Source organism: Variovorax sp. SG517 (assembly GCF_013376045.1).
Lineage (GTDB): Bacteria > Pseudomonadota > Gammaproteobacteria > Burkholderiales > Burkholderiaceae_C > Variovorax.
The window spans coordinates 209,034-235,869 of sequence record NZ_JABMJG010000011.1 but is presented as its reverse complement, the minus strand read 5'-3'; the positions used below and the strand labels follow the sequence as shown (position 1 = coordinate 235,869).

The 26,836-nt window shown below is 67.8% G+C and carries 25 protein-coding genes and 1 tRNA gene; 7 read left to right on the top strand and 19 right to left on the bottom strand.

Features of this window, described 5'->3' with window-relative positions; translation table 11 throughout:
* Positions 1-25: 25 nt before the first annotated feature.
* The 8 genes from FHT32_RS29455 to yaaA all read right to left on the bottom strand — a co-directional run bounded on the left by FHT32_RS29455 (position 26) and on the right by yaaA (position 7,949).
* Positions 26-1,180 carry a mandelate racemase/muconate lactonizing enzyme family protein gene (locus tag FHT32_RS29455; protein WP_176668091.1) on the bottom strand — a complete coding sequence of 385 codons (1,155 nt, stop codon included), beginning with the start codon at positions 1,178-1,180 and terminating at the stop codon, positions 26-28.
* A 111-nt stretch (positions 1,181-1,291) separates the two neighbouring features.
* Positions 1,292-2,179 (bottom strand): LysR family transcriptional regulator, encoded by an 888-nt coding sequence (locus tag FHT32_RS29450; protein ID WP_176668090.1) that lies wholly within the window; start codon positions 2,177-2,179, stop codon positions 1,292-1,294.
* A gap of 172 nt (positions 2,180-2,351) precedes the next feature.
* Positions 2,352-3,242, bottom strand: a complete 891-nt coding sequence (locus FHT32_RS29445; protein ID WP_176668089.1) for a LysR substrate-binding domain-containing protein — start codon at positions 3,240-3,242, stop codon at positions 2,352-2,354.
* A gap of 79 nt (positions 3,243-3,321) precedes the next feature.
* Positions 3,322-4,227 (bottom strand): SDR family NAD(P)-dependent oxidoreductase, encoded by a 906-nt coding sequence (locus FHT32_RS29440; RefSeq protein WP_176668088.1) that lies wholly within the window; start codon positions 4,225-4,227, stop codon positions 3,322-3,324.
* Between the two features lie 117 nt (positions 4,228-4,344).
* Positions 4,345-5,229, bottom strand: coding sequence for an NADPH-dependent 7-cyano-7-deazaguanine reductase QueF (queF, locus tag FHT32_RS29435; protein ID WP_176668087.1), 885 nt, complete (start codon positions 5,227-5,229; stop codon positions 4,345-4,347).
* Positions 5,226-6,131, bottom strand: coding sequence for an alpha/beta fold hydrolase (locus FHT32_RS29430; protein ID WP_176668086.1), 906 nt, complete (start codon positions 6,129-6,131; stop codon positions 5,226-5,228). The genes queF and FHT32_RS29430 overlap by 4 nt, the downstream gene beginning before the upstream one ends.
* 33 nt (positions 6,132-6,164) lie before the next feature.
* The gene (locus FHT32_RS29425) at positions 6,165-7,007 is read right to left on the bottom strand and encodes a 2OG-Fe(II) oxygenase (RefSeq protein WP_176668085.1); all 843 of its coding nucleotides are present in this window, start codon (positions 7,005-7,007) and stop codon (positions 6,165-6,167) included.
* 156 nt (positions 7,008-7,163) lie between these two features.
* Complete coding sequence (yaaA, locus tag FHT32_RS29420) at positions 7,164-7,949, bottom strand: peroxide stress protein YaaA (RefSeq protein WP_176668156.1); 786 nt, start codon at positions 7,947-7,949, stop codon at positions 7,164-7,166.
* A gap of 106 nt (positions 7,950-8,055) precedes the next feature.
* Between yaaA and FHT32_RS29415 the strand changes: the two genes are divergently transcribed.
* Positions 8,056-10,935 carry a valine--tRNA ligase gene (locus tag FHT32_RS29415; RefSeq protein ID WP_176668084.1) on the top strand — a complete coding sequence of 960 codons (2,880 nt, stop codon included), beginning with the start codon at positions 8,056-8,058 and terminating at the stop codon, positions 10,933-10,935.
* Positions 10,936-11,033: 98 nt separating this feature from the next.
* Positions 11,034-11,924, top strand: a complete 891-nt coding sequence (gene galU, locus FHT32_RS29410; protein WP_176668083.1) for a UTP--glucose-1-phosphate uridylyltransferase GalU — start codon at positions 11,034-11,036, stop codon at positions 11,922-11,924.
* 72 nt (positions 11,925-11,996) lie between these two features.
* Here galU and FHT32_RS29405 read toward each other — a convergent pair whose 3' ends face one another.
* From FHT32_RS29405 to cysM, 3 genes are all read right to left on the bottom strand, one after another.
* A complete protein-coding gene (locus tag FHT32_RS29405) occupies positions 11,997-12,224 on the bottom strand; it encodes a sulfurtransferase TusA family protein (protein ID WP_081265854.1) in 228 nt (75 codons plus the stop codon).
* Positions 12,214-12,789 (bottom strand): NUDIX domain-containing protein, encoded by a 576-nt coding sequence (locus tag FHT32_RS29400; RefSeq protein WP_019654253.1) that lies wholly within the window; start codon positions 12,787-12,789, stop codon positions 12,214-12,216. The genes FHT32_RS29405 and FHT32_RS29400 overlap by 11 nt, the downstream gene beginning before the upstream one ends.
* 142 nt (positions 12,790-12,931) lie before the next feature.
* A complete protein-coding gene (gene cysM, locus FHT32_RS29395; RefSeq protein WP_019654254.1) occupies positions 12,932-13,834 on the bottom strand; it encodes a cysteine synthase CysM in 903 nt (300 codons plus the stop codon).
* Between the two features lie 42 nt (positions 13,835-13,876).
* Here cysM and FHT32_RS29390 point away from each other — a divergent pair.
* Positions 13,877-13,961: transfer RNA gene (locus FHT32_RS29390), tRNA-Leu, on the top strand.
* Positions 13,962-14,164: 203 nt separating this feature from the next.
* On the opposite strand, the gene FHT32_RS29385 is transcribed toward FHT32_RS29390, so the two are convergent.
* A complete protein-coding gene (locus tag FHT32_RS29385; RefSeq protein WP_176668082.1) occupies positions 14,165-15,106 on the bottom strand; it encodes an SDR family oxidoreductase in 942 nt (313 codons plus the stop codon).
* An 85-nt stretch (positions 15,107-15,191) separates the two neighbouring features.
* Between FHT32_RS29385 and FHT32_RS29380 the strand changes: the two genes are divergently transcribed.
* Together FHT32_RS29380 and FHT32_RS29375 are read left to right on the top strand one after the other, a co-directional pair.
* On the top strand, positions 15,192-16,256 hold the full coding sequence (locus FHT32_RS29380) for a CDP-6-deoxy-delta-3,4-glucoseen reductase (RefSeq protein ID WP_176668081.1): 1,065 nt from the start codon (positions 15,192-15,194) through the stop codon (positions 16,254-16,256).
* Positions 16,257-16,304: 48 nt separating this feature from the next.
* Positions 16,305-17,285 carry a tripartite tricarboxylate transporter substrate binding protein gene (locus tag FHT32_RS29375; protein WP_176668080.1) on the top strand — a complete coding sequence of 327 codons (981 nt, stop codon included), beginning with the start codon at positions 16,305-16,307 and terminating at the stop codon, positions 17,283-17,285.
* Here the strand turns inward: FHT32_RS29375 and FHT32_RS29370 are convergent.
* On the bottom strand, positions 17,257-18,015 hold the full coding sequence (locus tag FHT32_RS29370) for a Crp/Fnr family transcriptional regulator (protein WP_176668079.1): 759 nt from the start codon (positions 18,013-18,015) through the stop codon (positions 17,257-17,259). The genes FHT32_RS29375 and FHT32_RS29370 overlap by 29 nt on opposite strands.
* A 144-nt stretch (positions 18,016-18,159) precedes the next feature.
* On the opposite strand from FHT32_RS29370, the gene FHT32_RS29365 reads away from it, so the two are divergent.
* A complete protein-coding gene (locus tag FHT32_RS29365; RefSeq protein WP_176668078.1) occupies positions 18,160-20,346 on the top strand; it encodes a xanthine dehydrogenase family protein molybdopterin-binding subunit in 2,187 nt (728 codons plus the stop codon).
* Positions 20,347-20,357: 11 nt separating this feature from the next.
* Positions 20,358-20,813 carry a (2Fe-2S)-binding protein gene (locus FHT32_RS29360; RefSeq protein ID WP_176668077.1) on the top strand — a complete coding sequence of 152 codons (456 nt, stop codon included), beginning with the start codon at positions 20,358-20,360 and terminating at the stop codon, positions 20,811-20,813.
* Between the two features lie 59 nt (positions 20,814-20,872).
* Here the strand turns inward: FHT32_RS29360 and FHT32_RS29355 are convergent, their stop codons facing one another.
* The 6 genes from FHT32_RS29355 to lolA all read right to left on the bottom strand — a co-directional run bounded on the left by FHT32_RS29355 (position 20,873) and on the right by lolA (position 26,786).
* The gene (locus tag FHT32_RS29355; RefSeq protein WP_256099211.1) at positions 20,873-21,637 is read right to left on the bottom strand and encodes an ABC transporter ATP-binding protein; all 765 of its coding nucleotides are present in this window, start codon (positions 21,635-21,637) and stop codon (positions 20,873-20,875) included.
* A 1-nt stretch (position 21,638) separates the two neighbouring features.
* Entirely contained in the window at positions 21,639-22,412 is a 774-nt protein-coding gene (locus FHT32_RS29350; protein WP_176668076.1) for an ABC transporter ATP-binding protein, read from the bottom strand.
* A 20-nt stretch (positions 22,413-22,432) separates the two neighbouring features.
* A complete protein-coding gene (locus tag FHT32_RS29345; protein ID WP_176668075.1) occupies positions 22,433-23,641 on the bottom strand; it encodes a branched-chain amino acid ABC transporter permease in 1,209 nt (402 codons plus the stop codon).
* Positions 23,642-23,654: 13 nt separating this feature from the next.
* The gene (locus FHT32_RS29340; RefSeq protein ID WP_176668074.1) at positions 23,655-24,584 is read right to left on the bottom strand and encodes a branched-chain amino acid ABC transporter permease; all 930 of its coding nucleotides are present in this window, start codon (positions 24,582-24,584) and stop codon (positions 23,655-23,657) included.
* A 251-nt stretch (positions 24,585-24,835) separates the two neighbouring features.
* A complete protein-coding gene (locus FHT32_RS29335) occupies positions 24,836-26,128 on the bottom strand; it encodes a replication-associated recombination protein A (RefSeq protein WP_176668073.1) in 1,293 nt (430 codons plus the stop codon).
* A gap of 25 nt (positions 26,129-26,153) precedes the next feature.
* Positions 26,154-26,786, bottom strand: coding sequence for an outer membrane lipoprotein chaperone LolA (gene lolA / locus FHT32_RS29330; RefSeq protein WP_176668072.1), 633 nt, complete (start codon positions 26,784-26,786; stop codon positions 26,154-26,156).
* Positions 26,787-26,836 lie beyond the last annotated feature (50 nt).

Below are 26,836 nucleotides of genomic sequence, written 5' to 3'. Positions count from 1 at the left end.
TGGTCGTGAGGGAAGAAAGTTTGGCTCAGGCCTTGCCCTTGCCGTGCGAGGTCGGCAGCTTCGCCAGCTCGCGCACGCGCTCGGCGTTCGGCGCGAAGCCCAGGCCGGGCGTCTCGGGCAGCGTGAGCCAGCCCTGCTCGGGCACCGGCAGGCCGTCGAAGATCTGCTTGAGCATCTGCACCGCGACGTAGTGGTACTCGACCAGGCCGCCGTTCGACACACCCGCATGCAGGTGCATGTTGTGGAAGGGCCAGGCGCCGCCGTTGTCGATGGGCACGTTGAAGGCCTGCGCCATGCCGGCGATCTTGAGCGCCTGCGAGTAGCCGCCCGAGATGGTCACGTTGGGCTGCAGCACGTCGGCCGCCTGGTTCACCAGCAAGTCGCGGAAGCGGAAGGCCAGGCCCTCGTTCTGCCCGCAGGCCAGCGGGATGCGGGTGCGCGCGCGCAGCTGGGCCATCTGGCGCACGTCGTTCTGCGTGAGCGGCTCCTCGAAGAAGCTGATGCCATAGGGCTCGATGCGGTGCGCGAGTTCGGTGGCGTGAAACAGGTCGAGGCCGCAGTTGGCGTCGACGTAGAGCTTGACGTCGGGGCCCACCGCCTCGCGCACGGCAGCCACGCGGCGCACGTCTTCCGCGATGACTTCGTCGAGCGGACGCGGCTCGTCGCGGCGCGCGAGCGCATGGTTGCCCACGGTCATCTTCAGCCGCTGGAAGCCCTGCGACACCCACAGCCTGGCGGCAGCGGCGAGCTGATCGCGCTCGAAGAAGCCGAATCCGAAGGTGGCATACACCGGCACCTTCGCGCGCGCGCCGCCGAGCAGGCGCCACAGCGGCTGGCCCAGCGCGCGGGCCTTGATGTCCCACAGCGCGATGTCGAGCGCGGCGATGGTGTGGCTGGCGTAGCCGGTCTGGCCGCGCGGCGAGAGCAGCCAGTAGAGCTTCTCCCACAGGCGCTCGGTGGCCATCGGGTCCTCGCCGATCAGCGCGGGGCCCGCCACCTCGCGCACCGCGGCGGCGATGATTTCTTCTTCCGTGATGGCCGTCATGCCGTGGCCGACGATGCCGGTGTCGGTCTCGATCTCGGTGAGGCACAGCGACAGCGAGGTCTGCTTGTTCATGCCGACCACGTCGATGGTCACGGGAATGTTCAGCGGCGTGGCGCTGACGCGAACGATCTTCAAGTCTGTCTCCTTCGTTGGTGCACGCATCTTTGCGTGCGAACCGCGGGAGAACAATTCGTTTTTGGCGAGTCCGAGCCTTCGCGCACCACGAAGACTGACCAGCGGGCAGGCTCAGTCGGGCCGACCCAGGTGCTCCAGCACCGAGCGCGCGGCCACCGTCAGCTCCTGCTGCCTGCGCACGCACAGCAGGTGGCGCCTGTGGGCCCAGGGCGCGTCGAGCTTCAGGCAGCGCAGCTTCAGTATCTGCAGCTGCGGCAGGATGGCCGCATAGGGCAGCACGCCGATGCCCGCGCCCTGCTCCACCATGCGGCAGACCATGTCGAAGCTGCCCACCTGCATGCGCACCTTCAGCGGCACGCCGGCCTCCAATGCGGCGGACAGCAGCACGCGGTGCAGCGCCGTGCCTTCGCGCACCACGATGTGGTCGTGGCTCAGCACCTCGTCCACGCCGATGCGCCTGCGCCGCGCGAGCGGATGGTCGCGCGCCACCACCACCGCCAGCTCGTCGGTGCGATACGGCAGGCACTCGAGCCCTTCGGCGGGCGTGTTGCCCTCGATCACGCCGATGTCGGCGAGGCCGGCCTGCACCGCCTTCACCACCTCGGTGCTGGCGCGCTCCTGCAGGTCGATCTTCAGCACCGGATGCAGGCGCAGGAAGGAGCCGATCTGCGACGGAAGGAACTGCGCGATGGTCGATGCGTTGGCCGTGATGCTCACCACGCCCGCCACGCCGTTCTGGAAGTCGTCGAGTTCGGCGCCCAGACGGTCCATGGCCGAGAGCACCGCACGCGCATGCAGCAGCAGTCCATGGCCCGCCGAGGTGAGCGTGACGCCGCGCGCATGCCGCACCAGCAGCGGCAGCCGCGCGCGGGCCTCCAGGTCGGAGATGCGCTTGCTGGCCGCGGCCAGCGCGATGTGGCAGCGCTTGGCGCCCTCGCTGATGCTGCCGTGGTCCGCCACGGCCACGAACAGGCGCAGCGACTTCAGGTCGGCCGACATACGCCCCCGTCGTTCAGGTTTTTCGACGAGCCGATGCATCGCCCACGATGCGCACGCTCGCCACGGCCAAGCTCAGGAACACCGCGGAACCGGCTTTGCCGGGCCGCAGGTGTTGCCCCCTGCAAGGGGGTTGGCGAAGCGACACGAAGTGCGCGAAGCCTGGGGGTTAGCCTCATGACGCGACGAGATGGTCGAACAGCTCACGCGCGGAAGCCGGCAACTGCTCGCGACTGCGCGCGATCAGCTTCAGCTCGCGCTCGGCCCAGGCGTCGCTGAGGGCCACGGTCGAGATGCGCATGGCCATCGACAGCCGCTGCGCCGACGACGCCGGCAGCACGCCGACGCCCACGCCCGCCTCGATCATCAGGCAGATGGCCTCGAAGCTGCTGACCTGGATGCGCGGATTGAAGCCGCGCCCCGCGAGCTCGGCGCGGCGCTGCAGGAAGCGGTGGATGGCGCTGCCGTGGTGCAGGCCCACGTGCTGCTCGTCGAGCGTGTCGGCAAAGGCCACCGAGGGCACGCCTGCGAGGCGGTGCGTGGTAGGCACCACCAGCACGAGCTGGTTGCTGCCGAAGGGCCGCGAGTCGAAGTCGCCCGTGTGCACGTCGCCCGCGAGGATGCCGATGTCGGCCTCGCCGTCGGCCACCGCGCGCACGATCTCCTCGCTGAGGTATTCGCGCAGGTCCACCTGCACGGCCGGATGCTGCGTGAGAAAGCCCGCCAGCTTCTGCGGCAGGTATTCGGTGATGGAGGTGGTGTTGGCGAACACCCGCACGTGGCCCTTGATGCCCTTGCCGAAGTCCTGCATGTCGCAGCGCAGGTGCTCCATCTGCTGCATCACGCGCTTGGCGTGGTAGAGCACCGCCTGCCCCGCCGCCGTGAGGCTCACGCCCTGCGCACTGCGGTGCAGCAGCTTGCCGCCCACGGCCTCCTCCATCTGCTTGATGCGCGTGGAGGCGGCGGCCAGCGAGATACAGGCCTTCTCCGCGCCGCGCGTGAGGCTGTGCGCGTCCGCCACGTAGACGAACAGTTTCAGGTCGAACAGGTCGAAGTGCAGGTTCACCGGGCGCCGGAATCAAGGGGAAGCGGAACGCGCATTGTCCGGCGAATGAAGCCGCTCGCAGCCCTCTGCGGGTTTGTCCTCAGACCGGGTCCCAGCTGAATACGTCCGCCGAGCGGTCGAGATCGAAGAAGCTGGCGCGCATCGCGGGCATGGCGTGCTCGGCGATGCTCTGCGGCGTCCAGCCCTCGGAGCGGTGGATGGAGCGCACCGGCCGTGGCTGGCTGATGAGCGAGATCTCGTTGTTGCGCACCGAGAAGATCTGCCCGTTGACCGCCGCCGCGGCATCGCTCGCAAGGTAGACGGCCAGCGGCGCGACCTTGGCGGGCGTCATCTGCTTGATCTTGTCGACGCGGGCGCGCTGCTCGTCGGTGTCGGTGGGAATGGCGCCGATCATGCGGCTCCAGGCGAAGGGCGCGATGCAGTTGGAGCGCACCTTGAATTTCTGCATGTCCAGCGCGATCGACTTCGACAGCGCCACGATGCCCAGCTTGGCCGCCGCATAGTTGGCCTGGCCGAAGTTGCCGATCAGGCCCGAGGTGGAGGTCATGTGCACCAGCGCGCCCGACTCCTGCTCCTTGAAATACGTGGCCGCCGCGCGGCTCACATAGTAGGCGCCGTACAGGTGCACCTTGAGCACCGAGTCCCACTCGTCGACCGACATCTTGTGGAAGAAGCGGTCGCGCAGGATGCCCGCGTTGTTCACAACAGCGTCGATGCGCCCGAAGCTGTCGATGGCGCACTGCACGATGCGCGCCGCGCTCGCGGCATCGGCCACGCTGTCGGTGTTGGGCACGGCCTGCCCGCCGGCCGCGCGGATCTCGTCGACCACCTGCTGCGCGGGGCCTGCGCTGCCGCCGACACCGTCGAGCGCCGCGCCGATGTCGTTGACCACCACCTTCGCGCCGTGCGCCGCCATCGCCAGCGCGATGTCGCGCCCGATGCCGCCGCCCGCGCCGGTGACGACGACCACTTTTCCTTCAACCATGCTTGCCTCTGCTGTGGATGTTCGTTCGCCCGCGGATCGCGGGCGAAATCCAGAATGCCACAGGGAGGGCGACAGCGGGTTTGGGGTTTCCGAAGAGGGGCTTCGGAAGGCCCCGGACTACTGCCGCGCAGTCCGGATGTTCGGCGGCAGCGCCTGCGGCCAGCTCGTGCGGAAGGGGTTGATGTCGAGCCCGCCGCGGCGCGTGTAGCGCGCGTACACCGCGAGCTTGTTCGGCTTGCAGCGGGTCCAGATGTCCGTGAACATGCGCTCGGCACAGGGCTCGTGGAACTCGTTGTGGTTGCGGAAGCTGACGATGTACGCGAGCAGGCCGGCCTGGTCGATAGGCGGGCCGCTGTAGCGGATCTGCACGCTGCCCCAGTCGGGCTGGCCGGTGACGAGGCAGTTGCTCTTGAGCAGCCGGCTGGTGAGGGTCTCGTTGACGGGCGCCTGCGTGGCGTCGCTGCTCAGCAGCTCGGGCGTGGGCTGGTAGTGGCTGCACTCGATGTCGAGGCGGTCGAGGTCGAGGCCGTCGAGTTCGTGCACCGGCTCGCGGTCGAACATGTCGGGCGCCAGCAGGGTCACGCCGATGGTGGCCTGCTGGTCGCTGCCGCGCCATGCCGCCTCCGACAGGTCGGCGCGCAAGCGCTCGCGCACCGCGTCGACGCTCGCGAACTGGCTGTTGTTGAAGCTGTTGAGGTAGAGCTTGAAGCTCTTGCTCTCGATGATGTTGGGCGTCTCGCAGGGAATGGTGAAGTGCGCGATGGCCAGCTGCGGCTTGCCGCGCAGGTTGAGCCAGCTCACCTCGAAGGCGGTCCAGAGGTCGGCGCCGAAGAAAGGCAGCGCGCCGGCCTTGATGCCCATGGCCTCGCGCTGCGTGGCGCGCGCAATGGGAAAGAGCAGCGTCGGGTCGTAGTGGTCGGCGTAGGCGGACGCGCGGCCCAGCTGGGATTGCTCGGGCGTGTTGGGGTTCGCGGGGTTCGTGGGGTTCGGGTCGTGGCTCATGATGGTCTTGTCGTGGCGGCGTCGGCCGCGTGCGCGAAGGGCGCGATGTGGTTGGCGAGGATGGTGCACACCTGGGGCGGCAGGTCGTGGCCCATGCCGGGAACGGAAACGAACTTCGAGCCCGGGATGCGCCGGGCCGTGTCTTCGCCGCAGGCGATGGGCACGAGCGCGTCGGCCTCGCCGTGCAGCACCAGCGTGGGCGACTGGATGCGCGGCAGCAGCGCGGGGCGCTCATCGTCGGCGCCGATGGCGAGCATCTGCCGCATCAGGCCCGCCGGGTGGTAGGAGCGGCGCATGCTGAAGACGAGCCGCTCGGAGAGCTCCTCGTCGGTCTGCGGATAGGCCGGGCTCTGGATGAGCCGCAGCAGCCGGATGCTGTGCGCGACCAGCGCCGCCTCGTCGCGGCCCATCGGCCGGCGCATGAGCATGGCGGCGACCTCGCGGCGCGGGCCGGGCAGGCCGCGCGCGCCGCTGGAGCTCATGACGCTCACCAGGCTGGCCGTGCGCTGCGGCGCGGAGGCCGCGATGCGCTGGGCGATCATGCCGCCCATGGAGGCGCCGACGATGTGGGCCCTTTCGATGCCCAGCGCGTCGAGCACGCCGAGCGAATCGAGGGCCATGTCCTGCAGCGTGTAGGCCGAGCGTACCTTCAGGCCGAGCCGGTGGCGGATGGTCTCCCACACGATGTTGCCCACGCCCGCGTGGTCGAAGCCCTGGCTCAGGCCGATGTCGCGGTTGTCGTGGCGCACCACGCGAAAGCCCGCGTCCACCAGCTGGTGCACGAAGGCCGTCGGCCAGGCGACGAGCTGCATGCCCAGCCCCATGATGAGCAGGATGACGGGGCGCCCCTCGCCTCCGGTGTCGTCGACCTCGATCTGCAGCCCGTTGGCGGTGACTTTCATCGATTGCTTCGTCGTGCCTGTGCTTCTTGCTTCTTACTTGAACTCGCGCTCGCGCAGCCACTTGGTGGCGACCCACTTCTCGCCCGCCAGCACCGGCGCGCCGCCGTGCAGGGTGCGGGTCACGGGGTCGGGCCGGTCGTAGCTGAAGAACACGCCGCAGCCGCGCGCCGGGGCCACTTCGAGGCCCACGTCGGGGAAGGTGGTGGCACCGCCGCCCTCGGGCTCCTGCAGGTACATCACCAGCGTGGCGACGCGCTGGCCGCCGCGCTTGAGGATGGTGGGCGTGCCCGGCTCGCTGGGGTCGAAGTAGTCGTAGTGCGGGCGGTACTGGGCGCCGGGCGCGTAGCGCAGGATCTGCAGGCCCTCGCCGAACTCGAGCGGCCAGCGCAGCAGCGCGGCGATGCGCTGCTCGAGGCGCGCGACGATCTCGTTCTCGCCGCGCTCGAAGAACATGCCGTCGCTGGTGCGGTCGACGTTGAGCACCTCGCCGCCGGTGCGCGTCTCTACCGTGAGCGAGCGCGCGAGCCGCACGCGCGCGGCGGCGATCAGACCTTCGCATTCCTCCACCGACAGCAGGTTGCCGAAGACGATCACGCGCGGATGCCGCATGGTCTGCAGCACCTGCACGCGGCGGTCGCCCGCGTCGATGTGCAGCGGCGCGCCGTCGAGGTCGGGCCCGGGCATCTTCGCCTGCACAGGCGGCAGCGCGACTTCCACGTTCGGGAAGCCGGCTTCGAGCTGGGCCAGCGCCGTATCGGCGGCGGCGTCGTGCCAGCCGGCCGCGCGCATGGAAGCGCGCAGCGCCGGCACCGAATGCCCGGCGGCGAGCTGGGCTACCAGCCACTCGCGCAGTTCCGGACTGATCGCTTGGGACATCTCAATACTCCTGCACGCTGCGGCATCCCCGCAACGCATGAAAAAACCGCCACGCCCCCAATGCCAGGAACACCGCGGAACCGGCTTTGCCGGGCCGCCGGTGTTGCCCCCTGCAAGGGGTTGGCGTAGCGACACGAAGTGCGCGAAGACTGGGGGTCAGTCCAACCTTCTCCTGAAGACCAATCTGTCTGGCTTGGACACGGATGCATCGAAACCATAACCTTCGAGGTCGAACTTTTCCAGTGCCTTGGGCGTGGCCGCCTTGTGCTGCACGGCCCAGCGCGCCAGCAGGCCGCGGGCGCGCTTGGCGAAGAAGCTCACGATCTTGTACCGGTCGCCCTTCCACTCCTCGAAGACGCATTCGACCACGCGGGCCTTGAGCACCTTCTGGTCGACCGACTTGAAGTATTCCTGCGACGCGACATTGACCACCACGGGAGTGCGGTCGGCCGCGAGGCGCTCGTTCAGGTGCTCGGCGATGCGCGGGCCCCAGAAGGCGTAGAGGTCCTTGCCGTGGCGGTTGGCCAGCTGGGTGCCCATTTCCAGACGGTAGGGCTGCAGCAGGTCGAGAGGGCGCAGCAGGCCGTAGAGGCCGCTGAGGATGCAGACGTGCTCCTGCGCCCAGGCCAGCTGGGCCTTCGTGAGGGTGCGGGCGCCGAGGCCGCCGTAGACGTCGCCGTCGAAGGCGAAGGCCGCCTGGCGGGCGTTCTTCGGGGTGCTCTTGCTCGACCAGGCCTCGTAGCGGGCCACGTTCAGGGCCGAGAGCTTGTCCGACAGGCTCATGAGCTCGGAGATCTGCTGGGGCGACTTCTCGCGCAGCAGCTTGATCAGTTCGACCGAAGGGCCGCGGGGTGACTCGAAATGGGGCTGGGTTGCTGGGATTTCGGAGGGGACGGGGGTTTCGTAGTCGAGCGACTTGGCAGGGGAAAGCAGGAAGAGCATCCCGGAATTATCAGTGGCGGCCATGACAGGGGCCGCCCCGGTAAAATCGCCGGCTACCTCCCTGTGTCCCCCAACGGCTCCCCAAAGGGCCGTTCCTGCATTTCCCATGAGCGAACCCACCACCCCTCCCGCCCAGCCTGGTCTGGACAGCCTTTCCAAATCGTTCGAGCCCGCCGCCATCGAGGCGCACTGGGGCCCCGAATGGGAGAAGCGCGGCTATGCCAAGGCCGGCTTCCGAGGCACGCAGCAACCCAAGGAAGGCGCCGAGTCGTTCGCGATCCAGCTGCCGCCGCCCAACGTGACGGGCACGCTGCACATGGGCCATGCGTTCAACCAGACGATCATGGACAGCCTCACTCGCTACCACCGCATGAAGGGCGACAACACGCTGTGGGTGCCTGGCACCGACCACGCCGGCATCGCCACGCAGATCGTGGTGGAGCGCCAGCTGCAGGAACAGAAGGTCAGCCGCCACGACCTGGGCCGCAAGAACTTCGTGGCGCGCGTGTGGGAATGGAAAGAGAAGTCGGGCAACACCATCACCCAGCAGATGCGCCGCCTGGGCGACACGGTGGACTGGAGCCGCGAGTACTTCACGATGGACGACGACCTGTCCAAGGTGGTCACGCACACCTTCGTGAAGCTGTACGAAGAAGGCCTGATCTACCGCGGCAAGCGCCTGGGCAACTGGGACCCGGTGCTCAAGACCTCGGTGAGCGACCTCGAAGTCGAGAGCGAGGAGGAAGACGGCTCGCTCTGGCACATCGCCTACCCGCTCGAAGACGGCAGCGGCACGCTGACCGTGGCCACCACCCGGCCGGAGACCATGCTCGGCGACACGGCCGTGATGGTCCACCCCGAGGACGAGCGCTACAAGCATCTCATCGGCAAGCGCGTGAAGCTGCCGCTGGTGGACCGGCTGATCCCGATCATTGCCGACGACTACGTCGACAAGGAATTCGGCACCGGCGTCGTGAAGGTCACGCCCGCGCACGACTACAACGACTACGCCGTGGGCCAGCGCCACAAGCTCGAGATGATCGGCGTGCTGACGCTCGACGCCACCATCAACGACAACGCCCCCGAGAAGTACCGCGGCCTCGACCGCTTCGTGGCGCGCAAGGCCATCGTGGCCGACCTCGACGCGCTGGGCCTGCTGGTCGAGGTGAAGAAGCACCGGCTGATGGTGCCGCGCTGCGCGCGTTCGGGCGCCATCGTCGAGCCGATGCTCACCGACCAGTGGTACGTGGCCATGACGCGCCCCGGCGCCGACGGCCAGTCGATCGCGCAGAAGGCGATCGACGTGGTGAAGTCCGGCGAGGTGCGCTTCGTGCCCGAGAACTGGGTCAACACCTACAACCACTGGATGGAGAACATCCAGGACTGGACCATCTCGCGCCAGCTCTGGTGGGGCCACCAGATTCCCGCCTGGTACGACGAGGAAGGCAACGTGTACGTGGCGGAAGACGAAGCCGCCGCGCAGGCCAAGGCGCCCGGCAGGAAGCTGACGCGCGACGAGGACGTGCTCGACACCTGGTATTCGTCGGCGCTGGTGCCCTTCTCCTCGCTGGGCTGGCCCGAGAAGACGCAGGACCTCGACCTGTACCTGCCCTCGACCGTGCTGGTGACCGGCTACGACATCATCTTCTTCTGGGTCGCCCGGATGATCATGATGACCAAGCACTTCATCGGCAAGGTGCCCTTCAAGCACGTGTACATCCACGGCCTGGTGCGCGACGCGCAGGGCAAGAAGATGAGCAAGTCGGAAGGCAACGTGCTCGACCCGGTGGACCTGATCGACGGCATCGAGCTGCCCGCACTGCTCGACAAGCGCACGCAGGGCCTGCGCAAGCCCGAGACGGCGCCCGCCGTTCGCAAGAACACCCAGAAGGAATTTCCGGAGGGCATTCCCGCCTTCGGCGCCGACGCGCTGCGCTTCACCTTCGCTTCGCTCGCCTCGCTGGGCCGCAGCATCAACTTCGACTCGAAGCGCTGCGAGGGCTATCGCAACTTCTGCAACAAGCTGTGGAACGCCACGCGCTTCGTGCTGATGAACTGCGAGGGCCAGGACTGCGGCCTGCTGGAGCACACCAAGGAAGAGTGCCAGGTCGGCGGCAAGGCCCACGGCTACCTGAAGTTCAGCCGCGCCGACTACTGGATCGTGTCGAAGCTGCAGCGCGTGGAGGCCGAAGTGGCCCAGGGCTTCGAGGAATACCGCCTCGACAACGTGGCCACCGCGATCTACCAGTTCGCCTGGGACGAGTTCTGCGACTGGTACCTGGAAATCGCCAAGGTGCAGATCCAGACCGGCGACGATGCGCAGAAGCGCGCCACGCGCCGCACGCTCATCCGCGTGCTCGAAACCCTGCTGCGCCTGGCGCACCCGGTGATTCCGTTCATCACGGAAGAGCTGTGGCAGAAGGTGTCGAAAGTTGCAGGACGTGAGGGCGAGTCGATCATGATCGCCGCCTATCCGAAGAGCCAGCCCGAGAAGATCGACGAGGCGGCCGAGGCCTATGTGGCGCGGCTGAAGGCGCTGGTGGATGCGTGCCGGACGCTGCGTGGCGAGATGAACGTGTCGCCCGCCACCCGCCTGCCGCTCTACGCGGTGGCCGACGATGCCGAAGGCGCGGCCTTCCTGCGCGAATCGGCGCCGGTGCTGCAGGCGCTCGCCAAGCTCAAGGAAGTGAAGGTCTTCGACGACGAGGCCTCGTGGTCGGCTGCCGCCGAGGCCGCGCCCGTGGCCGTGGTGGGTGCCGCGCGCCTGTGCCTGCACATGGAGATCGACAAGGCCGCGGAGAAGGTTCGTATCGGCAAGGAAGTCGCGCGCGTCGAAGGCGAAATCGCCAAGGTGCACTCGAAGCTTGGTAACGAAGCGTTCGTCGCGAAGGCTCCGCCAGCCGTGATCGAGCAGGAACGTAAACGTCTGACTGACTTCACGGCCACTCTGGAGCGCCTGCGCGACCAGCTTGTACGCCTCGGCTGACAGACCGGGGGCGTCGAAGGCGTATAGGATGCCTGGAGCGGCTGCGCGCCGTTTCGCATCCTGCCATCCCCTCTTTGACGAAAGACGCTGAACCGCCCATGTCCACATCCGCGACCCGCATCCGCAAGGCCGTATTTCCCGTTGCAGGCTTCGGCACCCGCTTCCTGCCGGCCACGAAGGCGCAACCCAAGGAAATGCTGCCGGTGGTCGACAAGCCGCTGATCCAGTACGCCGTCGAAGAGGCGTACGCAGCCGGCATCCGCGACATGATCTTCGTGACCGGCCGCAACAAGCGCGCCATCGAAGACCACTACGACACCGCCTACGAGCTCGAGAGCCAGCTCGAAGCCAGCGGCAAGACCGCACTGCTCAACATCGCGCGCTCGGTCATGCCCGACGACATGACCTGCTCCTACGTGCGCCAGCCGCGCATGCTGGGCCTGGGCCACGCGGTGCTGTGCGCCGAACACCTGGTCGGCAATGAGCCCTTCGCCGTTCTGCTGGCGGACGACCTGATGGTCGGCCCCGATGGCGGCCAGCCGGTGCTGGCGCAGATGACCGAAGCCTTCGGCCGTCTCGGCGGCTCGCTGCTCGCGGTGCAGGAAGTGCCGCTCGAACACGTCAAGCGCTACGGCATCGTGGCCGGCGACAAGGTCGAAGAGGGCCTGGTGAAGGTCAGCCGAATGATCGAGAAGCCGAAGCCCGAAGAGGCGCCCTCGCGCCTGGGCGTGGCCGGCCGCTACATCCTCATGCCGGGCGTGTTCGACGAGATCCGCAACCAGCCCAAGGGCGCGGGCGGCGAGATCCAGCTGACCGACGGCATCGCGGCGCTGATGAAGAAGGAATCCGTCTACGCGTACTCGTACAAGGGCATCCGCTACGACTGCGGCAGCAAGGAAGGCTTCCTGCAGGCATCAGTGGAACTGGCCCTGGCGCACCCGGAAGTGGGCGCGGATTTCCGCGAGTACCTCAAGAGCCTGAAGCTGTAGTCCGTCGCTTCGGGCACATGTGCAAAGGGCCGCGACCGCGGCCCTTTTTCTTTGTTGGCTGCCTGCGCCTTGTCAGCGGCGCTTCAGCACGTGGATGAAGTCGGTGCCGACGGTCTCCTGCTCCATCAGCTCGTTGCCGGTCTGGCGCGCGAAGGCCTGGAAGTCGCGGATCGAGCCCGGGTCGGTCGACACCACCTTCAGCAGCTGGCCGCTCGTCATCTCGTTGAGCGACTTCTTCGCCTTGAGGATGGGCAACGGGCAGTTCAGGCCGCGCGTGTCGAGTTCGCGATCAACTTGCATTGCCTGGCTCCGGCGGCAGGTTCAGGCCGCGGCGGCGCTCCTCGTTTTCCGCGGCGGTGAAGAACACGGGCTCGTGCCCGCGCGTGCGCAGCCAGTCGGCCAGCGCATAGCCGGTGCCGGCGGGCCAGCACTTGAGGTCGGGCAGGTCGTAGAGCCGGTAGTCGACCAGTTCGGGCGAGAGCTTCACCTCGCCGTCGGCCACCACGTGGTAGGCGATGATGACCTGGTTCATGCGCTGGAAGTCGTAGGCGCCGACGATCTTCGTGGCGCTCACGTCGAGGTTGGTCTCCTCCTTCACCTCGCGCGCGATGCCCTCCTCGGGCGTCTCGCCGGCCTCCATGAAGCCGGTGATGAGCGCGAACATCTTGCCCGGCCACGCTGCATTGCGCGCCAGCAGCACCTGGCCGCGGTACTCGACGATGGCCGCGAGCACGGGCGTCGGGTTGTTCCAGTGCGTGTGACCGCAGTTGGGGCAGCGCAGGCGCTCCTTGGGGCCGCCGTCTTCCATCAGTGCGATCCACTCGAGCGGCGTGGCGCAGACCTGGCAGAACTTGGGATGGGGCATGGGGTTCTCAGCCTTCTTGTTGTTGAGTAGTGGCCCCTTCCAGGAACACCGCAGAACCGGCTTTGCCGCGCTGCAGGTGTTGCCCCCGGAGGGGGTTGGCGAAGCGACACGAAGTGCGCATAGCCTGGGGGCGCGGGCCTTGTCAGGCCGGGAAGACGCCGGTGGAGAGGTAGCGGTCGCCGCGGTCGCAGACCACGAACACGATGGTTGCGTTCTCGACCGTCTTCGACACTTCGAGCGCAGCCCACAGCGCGCCTGCGGCCGAGATGCCGCCGAAGATGCCCTCCTCGCGCGCGAGGCGGCGGCACATCTCTTCGGCATCGCTCTGGCTCACACTGATTTCTTCATCGACGCGGCTCGGATCAAAGATCTTCGGCAGGTACTCGGCCGGCCACTTGCGGATGCCCGGAATGCGCGAACCCTCTGCCGGCTGCGCGCCGATGATGCGCACCGCCGGATTCTTCTCCTTGAGGAAGCGCGACACGCCGGTGATGGTGCCGGTGGTGCCCATGGCGCTCACGAAGTGCGTGACCTTGCCCTTGGTGTCGGCCCAGATCTCGGGGCCGGTGGTCTCGTAGTGGATGCGCGGGTTGTCGGGATTGGCGAACTGGTCGAGCACGCGGCCCTTGCCCTGGGCCACCATCTGCTCGGCGAGGTCACGGGCGTATTCCATGCCGCCGCTCTTGGGCGTGAGCACGAGCTCGGCGCCGAAGGCCTTCATGGTCTGCGCGCGCTCCACGGAGAGGTCCTCCGGCATGATGAGCAGCATGCGGTAGCCCTTGATGGCGGCGGCCATCGCGAGCGCGATGCCGGTGTTGCCGGAGGTTGCTTCGATCAGGGTGTCGCCGGGCTTGATCTCGCCACGCTCCTCGGCGCGCCGGATCATCGAGAGAGCGGGCCGGTCCTTCACCGAACCGGCGGGATTGTTGCCTTCGAGCTTGCCGAGAATCACGTTGCCGCGCCGGGCATTTTCTGCGGCATTGATGCGTTGCAGTGCGACCAGGGGGGTCTTGCCGATGGCGTCTTCGATCGTCGGATAGTTCATGCCAGCCACTGTGCCATAATTTTGGGCTTCGTTCAGAACCCTGCCCGGGTGGTGAAATTGGTAGACGCAGGGGACTCAAAATCCCCCGCCGCAAGGCGTGCCGGTTCGATTCCGGCCCCGGGCACCAGGCTTGGCTCTCCCCCAGGCTTCGCGCACTTCGTGTCGCTACGCCAACCCCCTTCCGGGGGCGACACCGGTGGCCCGGCAGAGCTTGGTTCTCCCCCAGGCTTCGCGCACTTCGTGTCGCTTCGCCAACCCCCTTCCGGGGGCGACACCGGCGGCCCGGCGAAGCCGGTTCCACGGTGTCCCTGGAATTGGCCCTCCCCTGTCTTATCTCGATTCGGTCTGTTCTTGCAGGCCGGTGTGCACCGTCGGGTGCGCCAGGCGCACCCTCAGTTCGCGCTTCAGCCGCGTGTTGTCCAGCCGGCGCGATTCCCCCATGAAGCTCAGCAGCTGCAGCGGAAGCTGCCGCTCGGCCTCGCCTCGGGCCACGCGGGGCGGGCGGGGCATGCCGTAGAGATCGGCGGCGAAGTCGAAGTAGTCGCCCATGCGCAGTTCGGTGTCGTCCGCGGCGTGCACCACGCGCTGCGGCTTGCCGCGGAAGAGCGCGGCGATGCAGGCGCGGGCGAGGTCGTCGGCGTGGATGTGGCTGGTGTAGACGTCGTCCTCGCGCCGCAGTACGGGGGTGCCTCGCTGCAGGCGGGCGCGGGGAGTGCCGTTCTCGCGGTCGGGGGCGTAGATGCCGGGGATGCGCAGGATGCTGGCGCGCACGCCTGCGCTGCGGCCCAGCCAGCGCACGGCGCGTTCGGCGTCGACGCGGCGGTGCGAGCGTGGGGTGTCGGGGCGCACGGCGCGGGTTTCGTCGATGCGTGCGCCGCCGCAGTCGCCGTAGACGCCGCTGGTCGAGCCGTAGACGAAGGCCGAGGGCACGGACCGCAGCCGCAGCGCCCGCGCCAGCGTGGTGGTGCGCTGGTCGCGCCACCAGGCGGGGCCGCCGTCGCGCGCGGGAGGCGCCAGGTGCAGCACCCGGGTGGCGATGCCGGCGAGCCGGCGCAGGGTGCGCGGATCGTCGAGATTGCCCACGAGGGGGCGTATTCCGGCCATGCGAAGGGCCGCCACGCGGTCGGCCGATGAAGTGAGCGCCACCAGCTGCATGCGCTCGCGCAGGTCGCGCGCCACGCGCTGGCCCACGTCGCCGCAGCCGACGATCAGCAGGCGTTCTCGCCGGAACCGCGCTGGCAGCGCGCCGGAGGGGCTATTGATTGAAGGCAAAATCCTGTTCCCGTCTTCCCAATTCAGTTCCAGCTCCCCTGGCCGCCAGCGGCCCGGAGGGAGCGTTACCCCTCGAAGAATACCGATGACTGCCACAGCGCCGCATGAAGCGGGCTTTTCCATCACCGTCGAGCCCAGCGGGCGCCATTTCGTGGTCCAGGGCGACGAAACCATCCTGGCCGCGGGCATCCGTCAGGGCATCGGCCTGCCCTACGGCTGCAAGGACGGCGCCTGCGGCTCGTGCAAGTGCAAGAAGCTCTCGGGCGAGGTCACCCTCGGTCCGCACCAGAGCAAGGCCCTGAGCGCCGAGGAGCAGCTGGCCGGCTACGTGCTCACCTGCTGCGCCCATCCCACGAGCGACGTGGTGCTCGAATCGCGCCAGGTCACGGAGGCCGGCGCGCTGCCGATCCGCAAGATGCCGGTGCGCGTGATGGCTCTCACGCGCCAGTCGCACGACGTGATGCTGGTGCGCCTACAGCTTCCCGCTGGCGAACCTCTGCAGTTCTACGCCGGCCAGTACGTCGAATTCATCCTGCGCGACGGCTCGCGCCGCAGCTACTCGATGGCCAACGCGCCGCACACCCTGGCGCAGCCCGGCACGGGCATCGAGCTGCACCTGCGGCACCTGCCCGGCGGCAAGTTCACCGACCACGTGTTCGGCACGATGAAGGAAAAGGAGATCCTGCGCATCGAAGGCCCCTTCGGCAGCTTCTTCCTGCGGGAGGACTCCGACAAGCCGATGATCCTGCTGGCCTCCGGCACTGGCTTCGCGCCCATCAAGGCGCTGCTGGAGCACATGCAGTTCAAGGGCATCGACCGCCCCGCCACGCTGTACTGGGGCGGCCGCCGTCCCGAAGACCTGTACATGGACGGCTGGCTGCGCGAGCAGATGGCGCAGATGCCGAACCTGCGCTACGTGCCGGTGGTTTCCAACGCCACGCCCGAGGACAACTGGACCGGCCGCACCGGCTTCGTTCACAAGGCCGTGCTCGAGGACTTCGCCGACCTTTCGGGCCACCAGGTGTATGCCTGTGGCGCCCCCATCGTGGTCGACTCGGCCAAGCGCGACTACGTGGCGCTGGCGGGCCTGCCCGAGGAAGAATTCTTCGCCGACGCATTCACCACCGAGGCGGACAAGGCCCTGCCCTGAGATTCCCCGGCTCCACCGGCTCCCCGAGAACGACAGACCCAAGAACAAATGAAGACGAGACACTTCCTCCTCACCCTCATCGCAAGCGCAGCCGCCCTGCTGGGCACCGGCCAGGCCATGGCGCAGCAATCGCAGCGCCCCATCCGGCTGATCGTTCCCTACGCGGCGGGCGGCCCGATCGACAACACGGCGCGCATCCTGGCCGAGCGCGTGAAGGACTCGCTGGGCACGGTCATCATCGACAACAAGCCCGGCGCGGGCGGCAACATCGGCGCCGACGCCGTGGCGAAGGCCCCGGCCGACGGCCTGACGATCGGCATCGCGGCCACTGCCACCAACGCAGTGAACCCGTGGCTCTACAGCAAGATGCCGTTCAACGCCGCGACCGACTTCGCGCCCATCACGCAGATGGTCCGCGTGCCCAACGTGCTGGTGATGAACGCCGACACCGCGAAGCGCCTGAACATCAACAGCGTGGCCGACCTGATCCGCTACGCCAAGGCCAACCCCGCCAAGCTCAACTACGGCAGCGGCGGCAACGGCAGTGCGGGGCATCTCGCGGGCGAACTGTTCAAGAAGGAAGCGGGCATCTTCGCGCTGCACATTCCGTACAACGGCGGCAACCCGGCGCAGCTGGCGCTGATCTCTGGCCAGGTCGACTTCAACTTCGACAACCTCGCCACCGCCGCCCCGAACATCCGCTCGGGCAAGCTCAAGGCGCTCGCGGTGACGACGCTGCAGCGCAGCAGTTCGCTGCCCGAGGTGCCGCCCGTGGCCGACACGCTCAAGGGCTTCTCGATCGACACCTGGTGGGGCCTGGTCGCACCGGCCGGCACGCCGCACGACGTGGTCGTGAAGCTCAATCAGGCCTTCGTTGCGGCACTGAATGCGCCGGAGACGAAGACCCGCTTCGCCTCGCTGCTGGCCGAGCCGGTGGGCAGCTCGCCCGAGCAGTTCGGCGCCTTCATGAAGAGCGAGCTCGCCAAGTACGAGAAGGTCGTCAAGGCCACCGGCGCGAAGGTGGACTGACGAGGTCCTCGGGCAAGGCCTCCTCGCGGCGCAACACCACCGAGGAGGCATCGCCCGAATAGCTGCGCAGCCCCGCGAGGTCGAGCACCTCGACGCCGCCATGCTCCACGCGCAGCAGGCCGTCGCGCTGCAGGGCGTGCAGCGCCCGGTTGGCGCGTTGTCGCGACACCGCCGAGAGCAGGCCGATCTCGTCCTGGCTCAGCCGCACGAAGCGGTCGGCGCGTGGATAGAGGATGGGGTCGAACAGGCTGGCGAGGCAGCGCGCCACGCGCGCGTCGGGCCCCAGCAGCCGGTCGAATTCCATGAGCCCGATGAACAGGCTCAGCCGCGCATTGATGTGTAACAACAGAAACCGATTGAATTCGATGTTCGAGGCCAAGAGGCGCTCGAAACTGTGCCGCGGAATGCATGCAACCCGTGTCGGCCGCAGCGCCACGCCGTCGTAGCGCCAGGGTCCGGGGGTGAGCAGGGAACCTTCGCCGCTCCAGCCTCCGGCGGTGACGCCGGTGAAGGTGGACACACGCCCGTCGGGCAGCGACACGGACATCTTCAGCAGGCCGTCCATCACACCGACCCAGTGATCGGCGGGCTCGCCGCGCCGCACGACGAAACCTCCAGCAGGAACGGTGCGCTCGTGGGACTCCTGCACGACGCGATCGAGCTCCTCGCTCGTGAGGGCTCGCGCCCACAGACTCTCGCGGAGCATGTTCTCCAGCGCGCTCGTCGACATCGTCGGGTCTCCTCCCAGGACACGGCCGGCTCTTCGCAAGAGCCGGTCCATCGCGGGCCGTAAGGAATGTCGTTCCAACGACATCCCGGGCGCGGCGATGATGCCACAGTCGCTCGCGTTCGCCACCACAACAAGGAGACAGCGATGAAGCGTTCGAACGAGAGCCCGCGGCCCCCGCTCGGGCCGGACGACGGTGACACGCCGGGCCTGCGCCGGCGCGAGGTGCTGGGTTATGCGACAGCCGCGCCGCTGGTGTCGGCGACCGCCGGCCTGGCCGGACTCACGGCATCCTCCCGGGCAGTCGCCGCGCTGCTGCCGATGACGCCTCCCGACACCACCGACCTCTTCGACATCGGCGATGCGGTGACGGTGACTTCGCTGCCGACCATGCCGCTCGTGAAAGTGACGAACGGCGAGAACGGCCGCGTGCGGCTGGCGCTGCCGCGGCTGGAGGTGGGCCAGGGTATTGCCACGGCCACCGCGATGATGCTGGCGGACAAGCTGCGGCTGCCGCTGAGCGCGATCGAGGTGACCTCGGCCGACGCCAGCCCAGAGCTGATCTGGAACCAGCTCACCGGCGGCTCGTCGAGCGTGCGCTCGCTGCATGCCGGGATGCCGCTGCTGGGCGGCCTGGGCGGCGTGCTCTCGGGCTCCACGCCATCGGTGGTCGGGCAGCGCGTCACGCGGCTCGATGCGCTCGACATCGTCACCGGGCGCAAGAAGTTCACGCTCGACCAGGCGGTGCCCGGCGCGATGCCGACGATGGTGCGGCGCCCGCCGACCATCAACGGCAAGTTCGTGAGCATCAACAACATGAACACGGTGATGGCCATGCCGGGCGTGATCGGCGTGGTGCCGATTCCATCGACCAACGGCATCACGCCGACGCCGCCCGGCGTGGCCGTGATGGCCGAGACCTTCGGGCAGGCATGGGCCGCGGTGAACGCGCTCGACGTGACCTGGGCCGCAGGCCCGATCGCCGGCGAGTCGAACGCCACCATCATGCGCAAGCTGAAGTCGGCGCTGCTGCCCTTCGCGCTGCCGCCGCTGGGCGCGCTGACCGTGGAGGGCGAGTTCGAGTTCGCGCCGGTCTCGCACTGCCCGATGGAAGTGGAATGCGCGATCGCCGACGTGCGCCCCGACCGGGCCGAGATCTGGGCCGGGCTGCAGAGCCCCATCGTCACGCAGCAGGCGGTGGCGGCCGAACTGGGCCTGCCATTGAACAAGGTGACCGTGCACGTGGTGCCCTCGGGCGGCTCCTTTGGCCGGCGCCTCTTCTGGGACCCGGTGCTGCAGGCGATCCAGGTATCGAAGGCGCTGGGGCGGCCCTGCCGCCTGATGTACCACCGCACCGACGACATGCGCCACACGCGCATGCGCCCGCCGATGTTCCACAAGGCCCGCGCCACGATGCTGCTGGGCCAGGTGATCGCCTTCGAGCAGCGCGTCGCCGGCGTGCGGCTCGACACGCGCCACGGCTTCGGCAACATGCTGGAGGCGGCGGCCATCGCGCTGCCTAACGCCTTTCCGCAGACGGTGGGCAACTTCGCGATCGAGCAGACCATGTTCAAGACCATGGTCTCCTCGCCCTACAACTTCGGCGTCACGACCAAGCTGCTGACGCCGGTGCCGATCGACATGAACACCTGCTCGTACCGCTCGGTGCACATCCAGCCCTCGCGGCTGGTGGAGGAGATCCTGGTCGACGAGATGGCCAGGGCGGCGGGCAAGGACCCGGTCGCCTTCCGGCTCGAGTACCTGCGGCTGCCGCGCGCACGCGCGGTGCTCAAGGCGGTGGCCGAGGCGGCGCAATGGGGCAAGGCGATGCCCGCGGGCTTCGCTCAGGGCGTGGGCGTGCACCAGGAGACGAAGTCGTTCACGGCCTGCATCGTCGAGATCGACGCGCGGGTGCCGTCGGCGGCGAAGGTGGTTCGCGCCACCATCGCGATCGACGTCGGTACGCCGATCAACCCCTCGGGCATCGAGGCGCAGCTGCAGGGCGGCCTGTGCGAATCGATCGCGCTGGTGCTCAGCGCGGGCCTGCACATCCAGAACGGCCTGCCGCTGGAAGGCAGCTATTCGCAGTACCACTTCTCGCGCATGAAGAACTACCCGAAGGACGTGAAGATCATCATCATGCCGCCCAGCGGCGAGGCCATCGGCGGCCTGGGCGAGGTCGGCCTGTCGGCCAGCTCGGGCGCCATCGCCAACGCCTATGCGCGCGCCACCGGCACCAGGCCGCGCAGCTTCCCGCTGAACTTCCCGGTCGACTTCACGCCGATCCCGCCGGGCAAGCTGCCCACGCCCGTCAACGTCCAGATCCCGACCTGAGGAGACTCCCCATGCCCGTGCAATCTTTCAAGGTGAACGGCCAGAACGTCGACGTGGAGGCGCCCGACGACATGGCCCTGCTCTGGGTGCTGCGCGACAAGCTCGGCATCACCGGGCCGAAGTACGGCTGCGGCATCAACGTGTGCAAGGCCTGCACCTGCCACGTCGACGGCAAGGCGGTGACGGTGTGCTCGGTGCGCGTGTCCGACGTGCGCGGCCGCCAGGTGACGACCATCGAGGGGCTGGCCAATGGCAGCACGCTGCATCCGGTGCAGCAGGCCTGGCTGAACCTCGACGTGCCGCAGTGCGGCTTCTGCCAGCCGGGGCAGATCATGGCCGCGGTGGACTTGCTGCGCCGCACGCGCAACCCGACGGACGCCGACATCGACGCCATCGAGAACGTGTGCCGCTGCGGCACCTACGGGCGCATCCGCGAGGCGATCAAAGCTGCCGCCGCGATGATGTAGCCGGCTGAAAAAGAAAAAGGCGGTTCGCACCGCCTTTGCCTGGCGAACGAAGCGCCCGCTTATTCGCCCAGGTACGCGGCCCGCACGCGCGGGTCGCTCAGCAGGCCCTTGGCATCGCCGCTCATGGTGATGAGCCCCGACTCCATCACGTAGCCGCGGTCGGCCAGCTGCAGCGCGCGGTTGGCGTTCTGCTCCACCAGCAGGATGGTCACGCCCTGCGAGGCGACGGTCTGCACCACCTCGAAGATCTTGTCGCACATGATCGGCGACAGGCCCATGGTGGGCTCGTCCAGCAGCAGCACCTTGGGGCGCGCCATCAGCGCGCGGCCCATGGCCAGCATCTGCTGCTCGCCGCCCGACATGGTGCCGGCCAGCTGGTCCTTGCGCTCGCGCAGGCGCGGGAAGGTGACGAACACGCGTTCCATGTCGCTCGCGATGCCGGCCTTGTCCTTGCGGATGTAGGCGCCGATCTGCAGGTTCTCGGTGATGGTCATGCGCGTGAACACGCCCCGGCCTTCCGGCACCATCACGAGGCCTTCTTCCACCAGGTCCCAGGCGCCGCGGCCCTTGATGCTGCGGCCCAGGAACTCGATGTGGCCGGCCCCGGCCGGCAGCGTGCCGGTGATGGCCTTCATGGTGGTGGTCTTGCCGGCGCCATTGGAGCCGATCAGCGAGACCAGCTCGCCCTCGCGCACCTCGAAGTCCACGCCCTTGACGGCCTGGATGCCGCCGTAGCCCACCTTCAGGCCGTTGACCTTCAGCAGCACATTGCCCGCCGTCTTCGTCGCGGTGTCTTGTTCGCTCGTCATCGTTGCTGCGCTCATCTCAATGTCCTCCGGTGCCGAGGTAGGCCTCGATCACCTTCTCGTTCTTCTGCACGTCCACCGGGGTGCCTTCGGCGATCTGCTTGCCGTAGTCCAGCACGGTGACGCGGTCGCACAGGCCCATGATGAGCTTGACGTCGTGCTCGATGATCAGGATGGTGCGGTTGTCGCGGCGGATGCGGTCGATCAGCTCGCGCAGCGCGACCTTCTCGGTCAGGTTCATGCCGGCCGCGGGCTCGTCGAGTGCGATGAGCTGCGGGTCGGTGGCCAGGGCGCGCGCGATCTCGAGGCGGCGCTGATCGCCATAGGACAGCGTGCGCGCCTTGTAGTCGGCGAACTTGCCGATGCCCACGTAGTCGAGAAGTTCGTGCGCGCGGTCGGCAATGGCCTTTTCCTCGGCCTTGAAGCCGCCGGTGCGGAACATCGCGCCCAGCACGCCCGAATGGGTGCGGATGTGGCGCCCGACCATCACGTTCTCCAGCGCCGTCATTTCGGCGAAGAGGCGGATGTTCTGGAAGGTGCGCGCGATGCCGGCCTTGGCCACTTCGTGCACGGCCGTCGGCTGGTAGGGCTTGCCCGCGAGCTCGAAGGTGCCGCTGTCGGGCGTGTACAGGCCGGTGATCACGTTGAAGAACGTGGTCTTGCCCGCGCCGTTGGGGCCGATCAGCCCGTAGACCTGGCCGCGCTTGATGGTGATGCCCACGTCGGACAGGGCCTGCAGCCCGCCGAAGCGCTTGGAGATGCCCCGGACGTCGAGGATGGTGTCTGTCGTCATGTTGATTCTTCCTCGCGCGTTCAGGGATTGATCGACATGGGACGGGAAGCTGCGCCGGGCAGCTCGTCGGCGGGCGTCTCGATGCCCGGCGCGTGGGTCTGCAGCGAGCCGGGGGCTACCGTGGCATGGGTCGGGTCGACGGGCACGCCGCCCTTCTTCGTCAGCGACTTGCCGTGCTCCGGCGACGGCCACAGGCCGCGCGGGCGCACCAGCATGATGACGATCATGGCCAGCGCGATGAACAGCTGGCGCAGGATGGAGGCGTCGAGGCGGCCGTCGGTCAGCGACTGCAGCGGGCCGGCCACGTAGCGCAGCACTTCAGGCAGCGCGGCCAGCAGGATGGCGCCCAGGATCACGCCGGGCAGGTGGCCGATGCCGCCGAGCACGACCATGGCCACGATCATCACCGACTCCATTAGGCTGAAGGACTCGGGCGACACGAAGCCCTGGAAGGCCGCGAACATCGCGCCGGAGACGCCGCCGAAACTCGCGCCCATGCCGAAAGCCAGCAGCTTCATGTTGCGGGTGTTGATGCCCATGGCCTTGGCGGCGATCTCGTCCTCGCGGATGGCCATCCAGGCGCGGCCGATGCGCGAGAGCTGCAGGCGGTGCGAGATGAGGATGGTGACCAGCACCAGCGCCAGGAACAGGTAGTAGTAGAGCGTGACCGACGAGATGGTGAAGCCGTCCAGCTTCAGCGCCTTGCCCAGGTCGAGCCCCCAGAACTTGATCGAATCGATCGAGGTGATGCCCTTCGGACCGTTGGTGATGTTCACCGGCTGGTCGAGGTTGTTCAGGAACACGCGGATGATTTCGCCGAAGCCGAGCGTGACGATGGCGAGGTAGTCGCCGCGCAGCTTGAGCGTGGGCGCGCCCAGCAGCACGCCGAGCACCGCCGCCAGCACGAAGGCTGCCGGTATCACGATCAGCAGCGAGGTGTGCATGCCGTTCGGGAAGGTGATCTTGAACCACTCGAAGGTCTCGGACAGGTGCGACGAGCCCATCAGCGCGAAGAGGTACGCCCCCACCGCGAAGAAGGCCACGTAGCCCAGGTCGAGCAGGCCGGCGTAGCCGACCACGATGTTCAGGCCCAGGGCCAGCAGCACATAGAGCAGTGCGATGTCGGCGATGCGCACCCAGGCGTTGCCCTGCATCTGCAGCAGCAGCGGCAGCGCGAGCACGGCGATGGCGCCGATGAGGTACAGAGCGAGGTTCTTGCTGTTCTTCATGATGGCAAGCTCCTCAGGCGCGGTCGGCCACGCGTTCGCCCAGCAGGCCCGAAGGACGCAGCGTGAGCATGGCGATCAGCACGATGAACGCGAAGATGTCGCTGTAGTTGCTGCCCAGCACGCCGCCGGTGATGGTTCCGATGTAGCCGGAGCCGATGGCCTCGATGAGGCCCAGCAGGATGCCGCCGACCACTGCGCCGGCCAGGTTGCCGATGCCGCCGAACACGGCCGCGGTGAAGGCCTTGAGCCCAGGCAGGAAGCCCATCGCGTGCTGCGCGATGCCGTAGTTGGAGGCGTACATCACGCCGGCGATGGCCGCGAGCACGGCGCCGATGATGAAGGTGGCCGAGATGACCATGTCGGGGCGGATGCCCATGAGCGCCGCGACGCGCGGGTTCTCGGCGGTGGCGCGCATCGCGCGGCCGAGCTTGGTGTAATTGACCAGCCACATGAGCACCACGAGCGAGAACGCCGTGACGCTGAGGATCATGACCTGGGTCGGGGAGATGACCGCACCTCCGAGGTGGATGGGGTCGGAAGGCAGGAGTGTGGGATACGCCTTGTTGGTCGGCTTCCAGATGATCATTGCCAGCGTCTGCAGCAGGATCGACATGCCGATGGCGGTGATGAGCGGCGCGAGCTTGGGGCTGTTGCGCAGCGGCCGGTAGGCCACTTTCTCGATCACGAAGTTGAGGGTTGCCGCGACGACGCAGGCGATGATCAGCGCGATGAAGAGGATCAGCCAGCCCGGTGTGTTGGGCATGCCGTCCTTCATGAGTCCGATGATGGTCCAGCTCGTGAGCGCCCCCACCATCAGCACTTCACCGTGCGCAAAGTTGATCAGATTGATGATGCCGTACACCATTGTGTAGCCCAGGGCTATCAAGGCGTACATGCTGCCGAGAACCAGACCGTTGATGATCTGCTGCAGCAAAATGTCCATAACGCGATTTCCTATGTGTTGCACCGTTGGGGTGCCATTCACCCACCGGGTCACCGGTTTGGCGCCCCTGGCTTGACAAGCAAAAAACCAGCCAACATGTGTCGCCGGCGGATTTGTGGGCGGGATTGTAGTCACGCGCCAGCGCCGATTCGGTGCGCGCGGACCGGGGTTTACCCGCTCACGTCATGCTGTATGCGCGTGGGGTCATGCACGCTTTGCGCGCATGCTGCAACAGGGTATAGAAGGCTGTATCAGCCCTTGGCTTCGTCGTTGCGCCGGCGCAGGTCGCGCAGCTTTTCCGCGATGCGGATTTCGAGTCCACGCTCTACCGGTTCGTAGAAGACCTGGCCCTCCAAACCGTCGGGAAGGTAGCGCTCGCCGGCGGCAAAACCGCCCTCCTCGTCGTGCGCATAGCGGTAACCCTTGCCGTAGTCGAGCTCTTTCATGAGCTTGGTCGGCGCATTGCGCAGGTGCATGGGCACCGGGCGCGTGCTGTCGGTCTTCACGAGGGCGCGCACCGCGTTGTAGGCCTTGTAGACGGCGTTCGACTTGGGCGCGATTGCTAGGTAGACCACGCACTCGGCCAGCGCCAGCTCGCCCTCGGGGGTACCCAGTCGCTCGTAGACCTCGGCGGCGTCGAGCGCGAGGCGCAGCGCGCGCGGGTCGGCCAGGCCGATGTCTTCGCTGGCCATGCGCACCAGCCGGCGCGCCATGTAGCGAGGATCGGCGCCGCCGTCGAGCATGCGCACGAACCAGTAGAGCGCGGCGTCGGGGTCGCTGCCGCGCACCGACTTGTGCAGCGCGCTGATGGTGTCGTAGAACTGCTCTCCGCCCTTGTCGTAGCGCCGCATGCGCTCGCCGAGCACGCGCAGCAGCCACTCGTCGGTGATGTGGTCGAGTTTCTCGGCGCGCGCCGCGACCGCGAGCGTTTCGAGCGTGTTGAGCAGCCGCCGGGCGTCGCCGTCGGCATAGGCCACGAGGCGGTCGACCGCGGTGTCATCGATGGCGGGCACGGCCTGTATGGCCTGCGCGCGCGCCACGATCTGCTTGAGGTTGCCCTCGTCGAGCGACTGCAGCACGTAGACGGCGGCGCGCGACAACAGCGCCGAGTTGACCTCGAACGAAGGGTTCTCGGTGGTCGCGCCGATGAAAGTGAAGAGGCCCGACTCCACGTGCGGCAGGAAGGCGTCCTGCTGGCTCTTGTTGAAGCGGTGCACTTCGTCGACGAAGACGATGGTGCGCTGCTGCGTGAGCCCGTCGCGCGCGGCGGTGGCGCGCTCGACCGCCTCGCGGATGTCCTTAACGCCGCCGAGCACCGCGCTGATGCTCAGGAACTGCGCGTCGAAGGCGTCAGCCATCAGGCGCGCGATGGTGGTCTTGCCGGTGCCCGGCGGGCCCCACAGGATGCAGGAATGCGGCTGGCCCGACTCGAAGGCGATGCGCAGCGGCATCCCGGGGCCGAGCAGGTGCTGCTGGCCGATCACCTCGCCCAGCGTCTTGGGACGCAGGCGTTCGGCGAGGGGTTGATGCGCGGTCGAGGCCAATCCGGGAGCTTGCCTGTCTGCCCGCTTACTGCTTGACGACGTCCGCACCCGCTGGCGGCTTGAAGTCGAAAACGCTGGCGGGCAGCGAGGGGTTCACCTCGACCTTGCTGAACTTGAGCACCGAGCGCTGGCCGAAGCTGTCGAGGATTTCGAGCGCCGCCAACGCGTCGCCCTGGAAGCCGACCTGCACGCTCTGCAGCTGGCCGTCCTTGTTCTTCGGCGTGGCCTTGACCCACTGGAGGCCGTCGCGGTCGGGCGCGGATTCCAGCGTGAAATCGGCCTGCAGGGCCTTCAGGTCAGGCGCCGCCGCGATCAGCGCTGCGGGCGTGGAGCCCAATGCCTGCGCCTGCGCGCGCTGCGTGACCTGGTTCAGGTCGGCGTCGTAGAGCCACAGCGTCTTGCCGTCGGCCACGATGCTCTGCGCGAAGGGCTTCTGGTAGTCGAACTTGAACTTGCCGGGGCGCTGGAATTCGAAGGTGCCGGCCGAGGTCTTGGTGCGGCCCGGCTGACCTTCACGCGCGGGCGCGGTGACGGTCTGGGTGAAGTCGGCGCGGCCGGACTTCACCGTCTTCACGAAGGTTTCGAGGCTGTCGAGCCCGCCTGCCCAGGCGTTGACGGAACTCAGCAGGCCGATCAGTAGCCAGTGACGCAATTTCAATTTGGATTCCTCTGAATGGCTATGGCACCAGGCTTTCGACCCTACCCGCG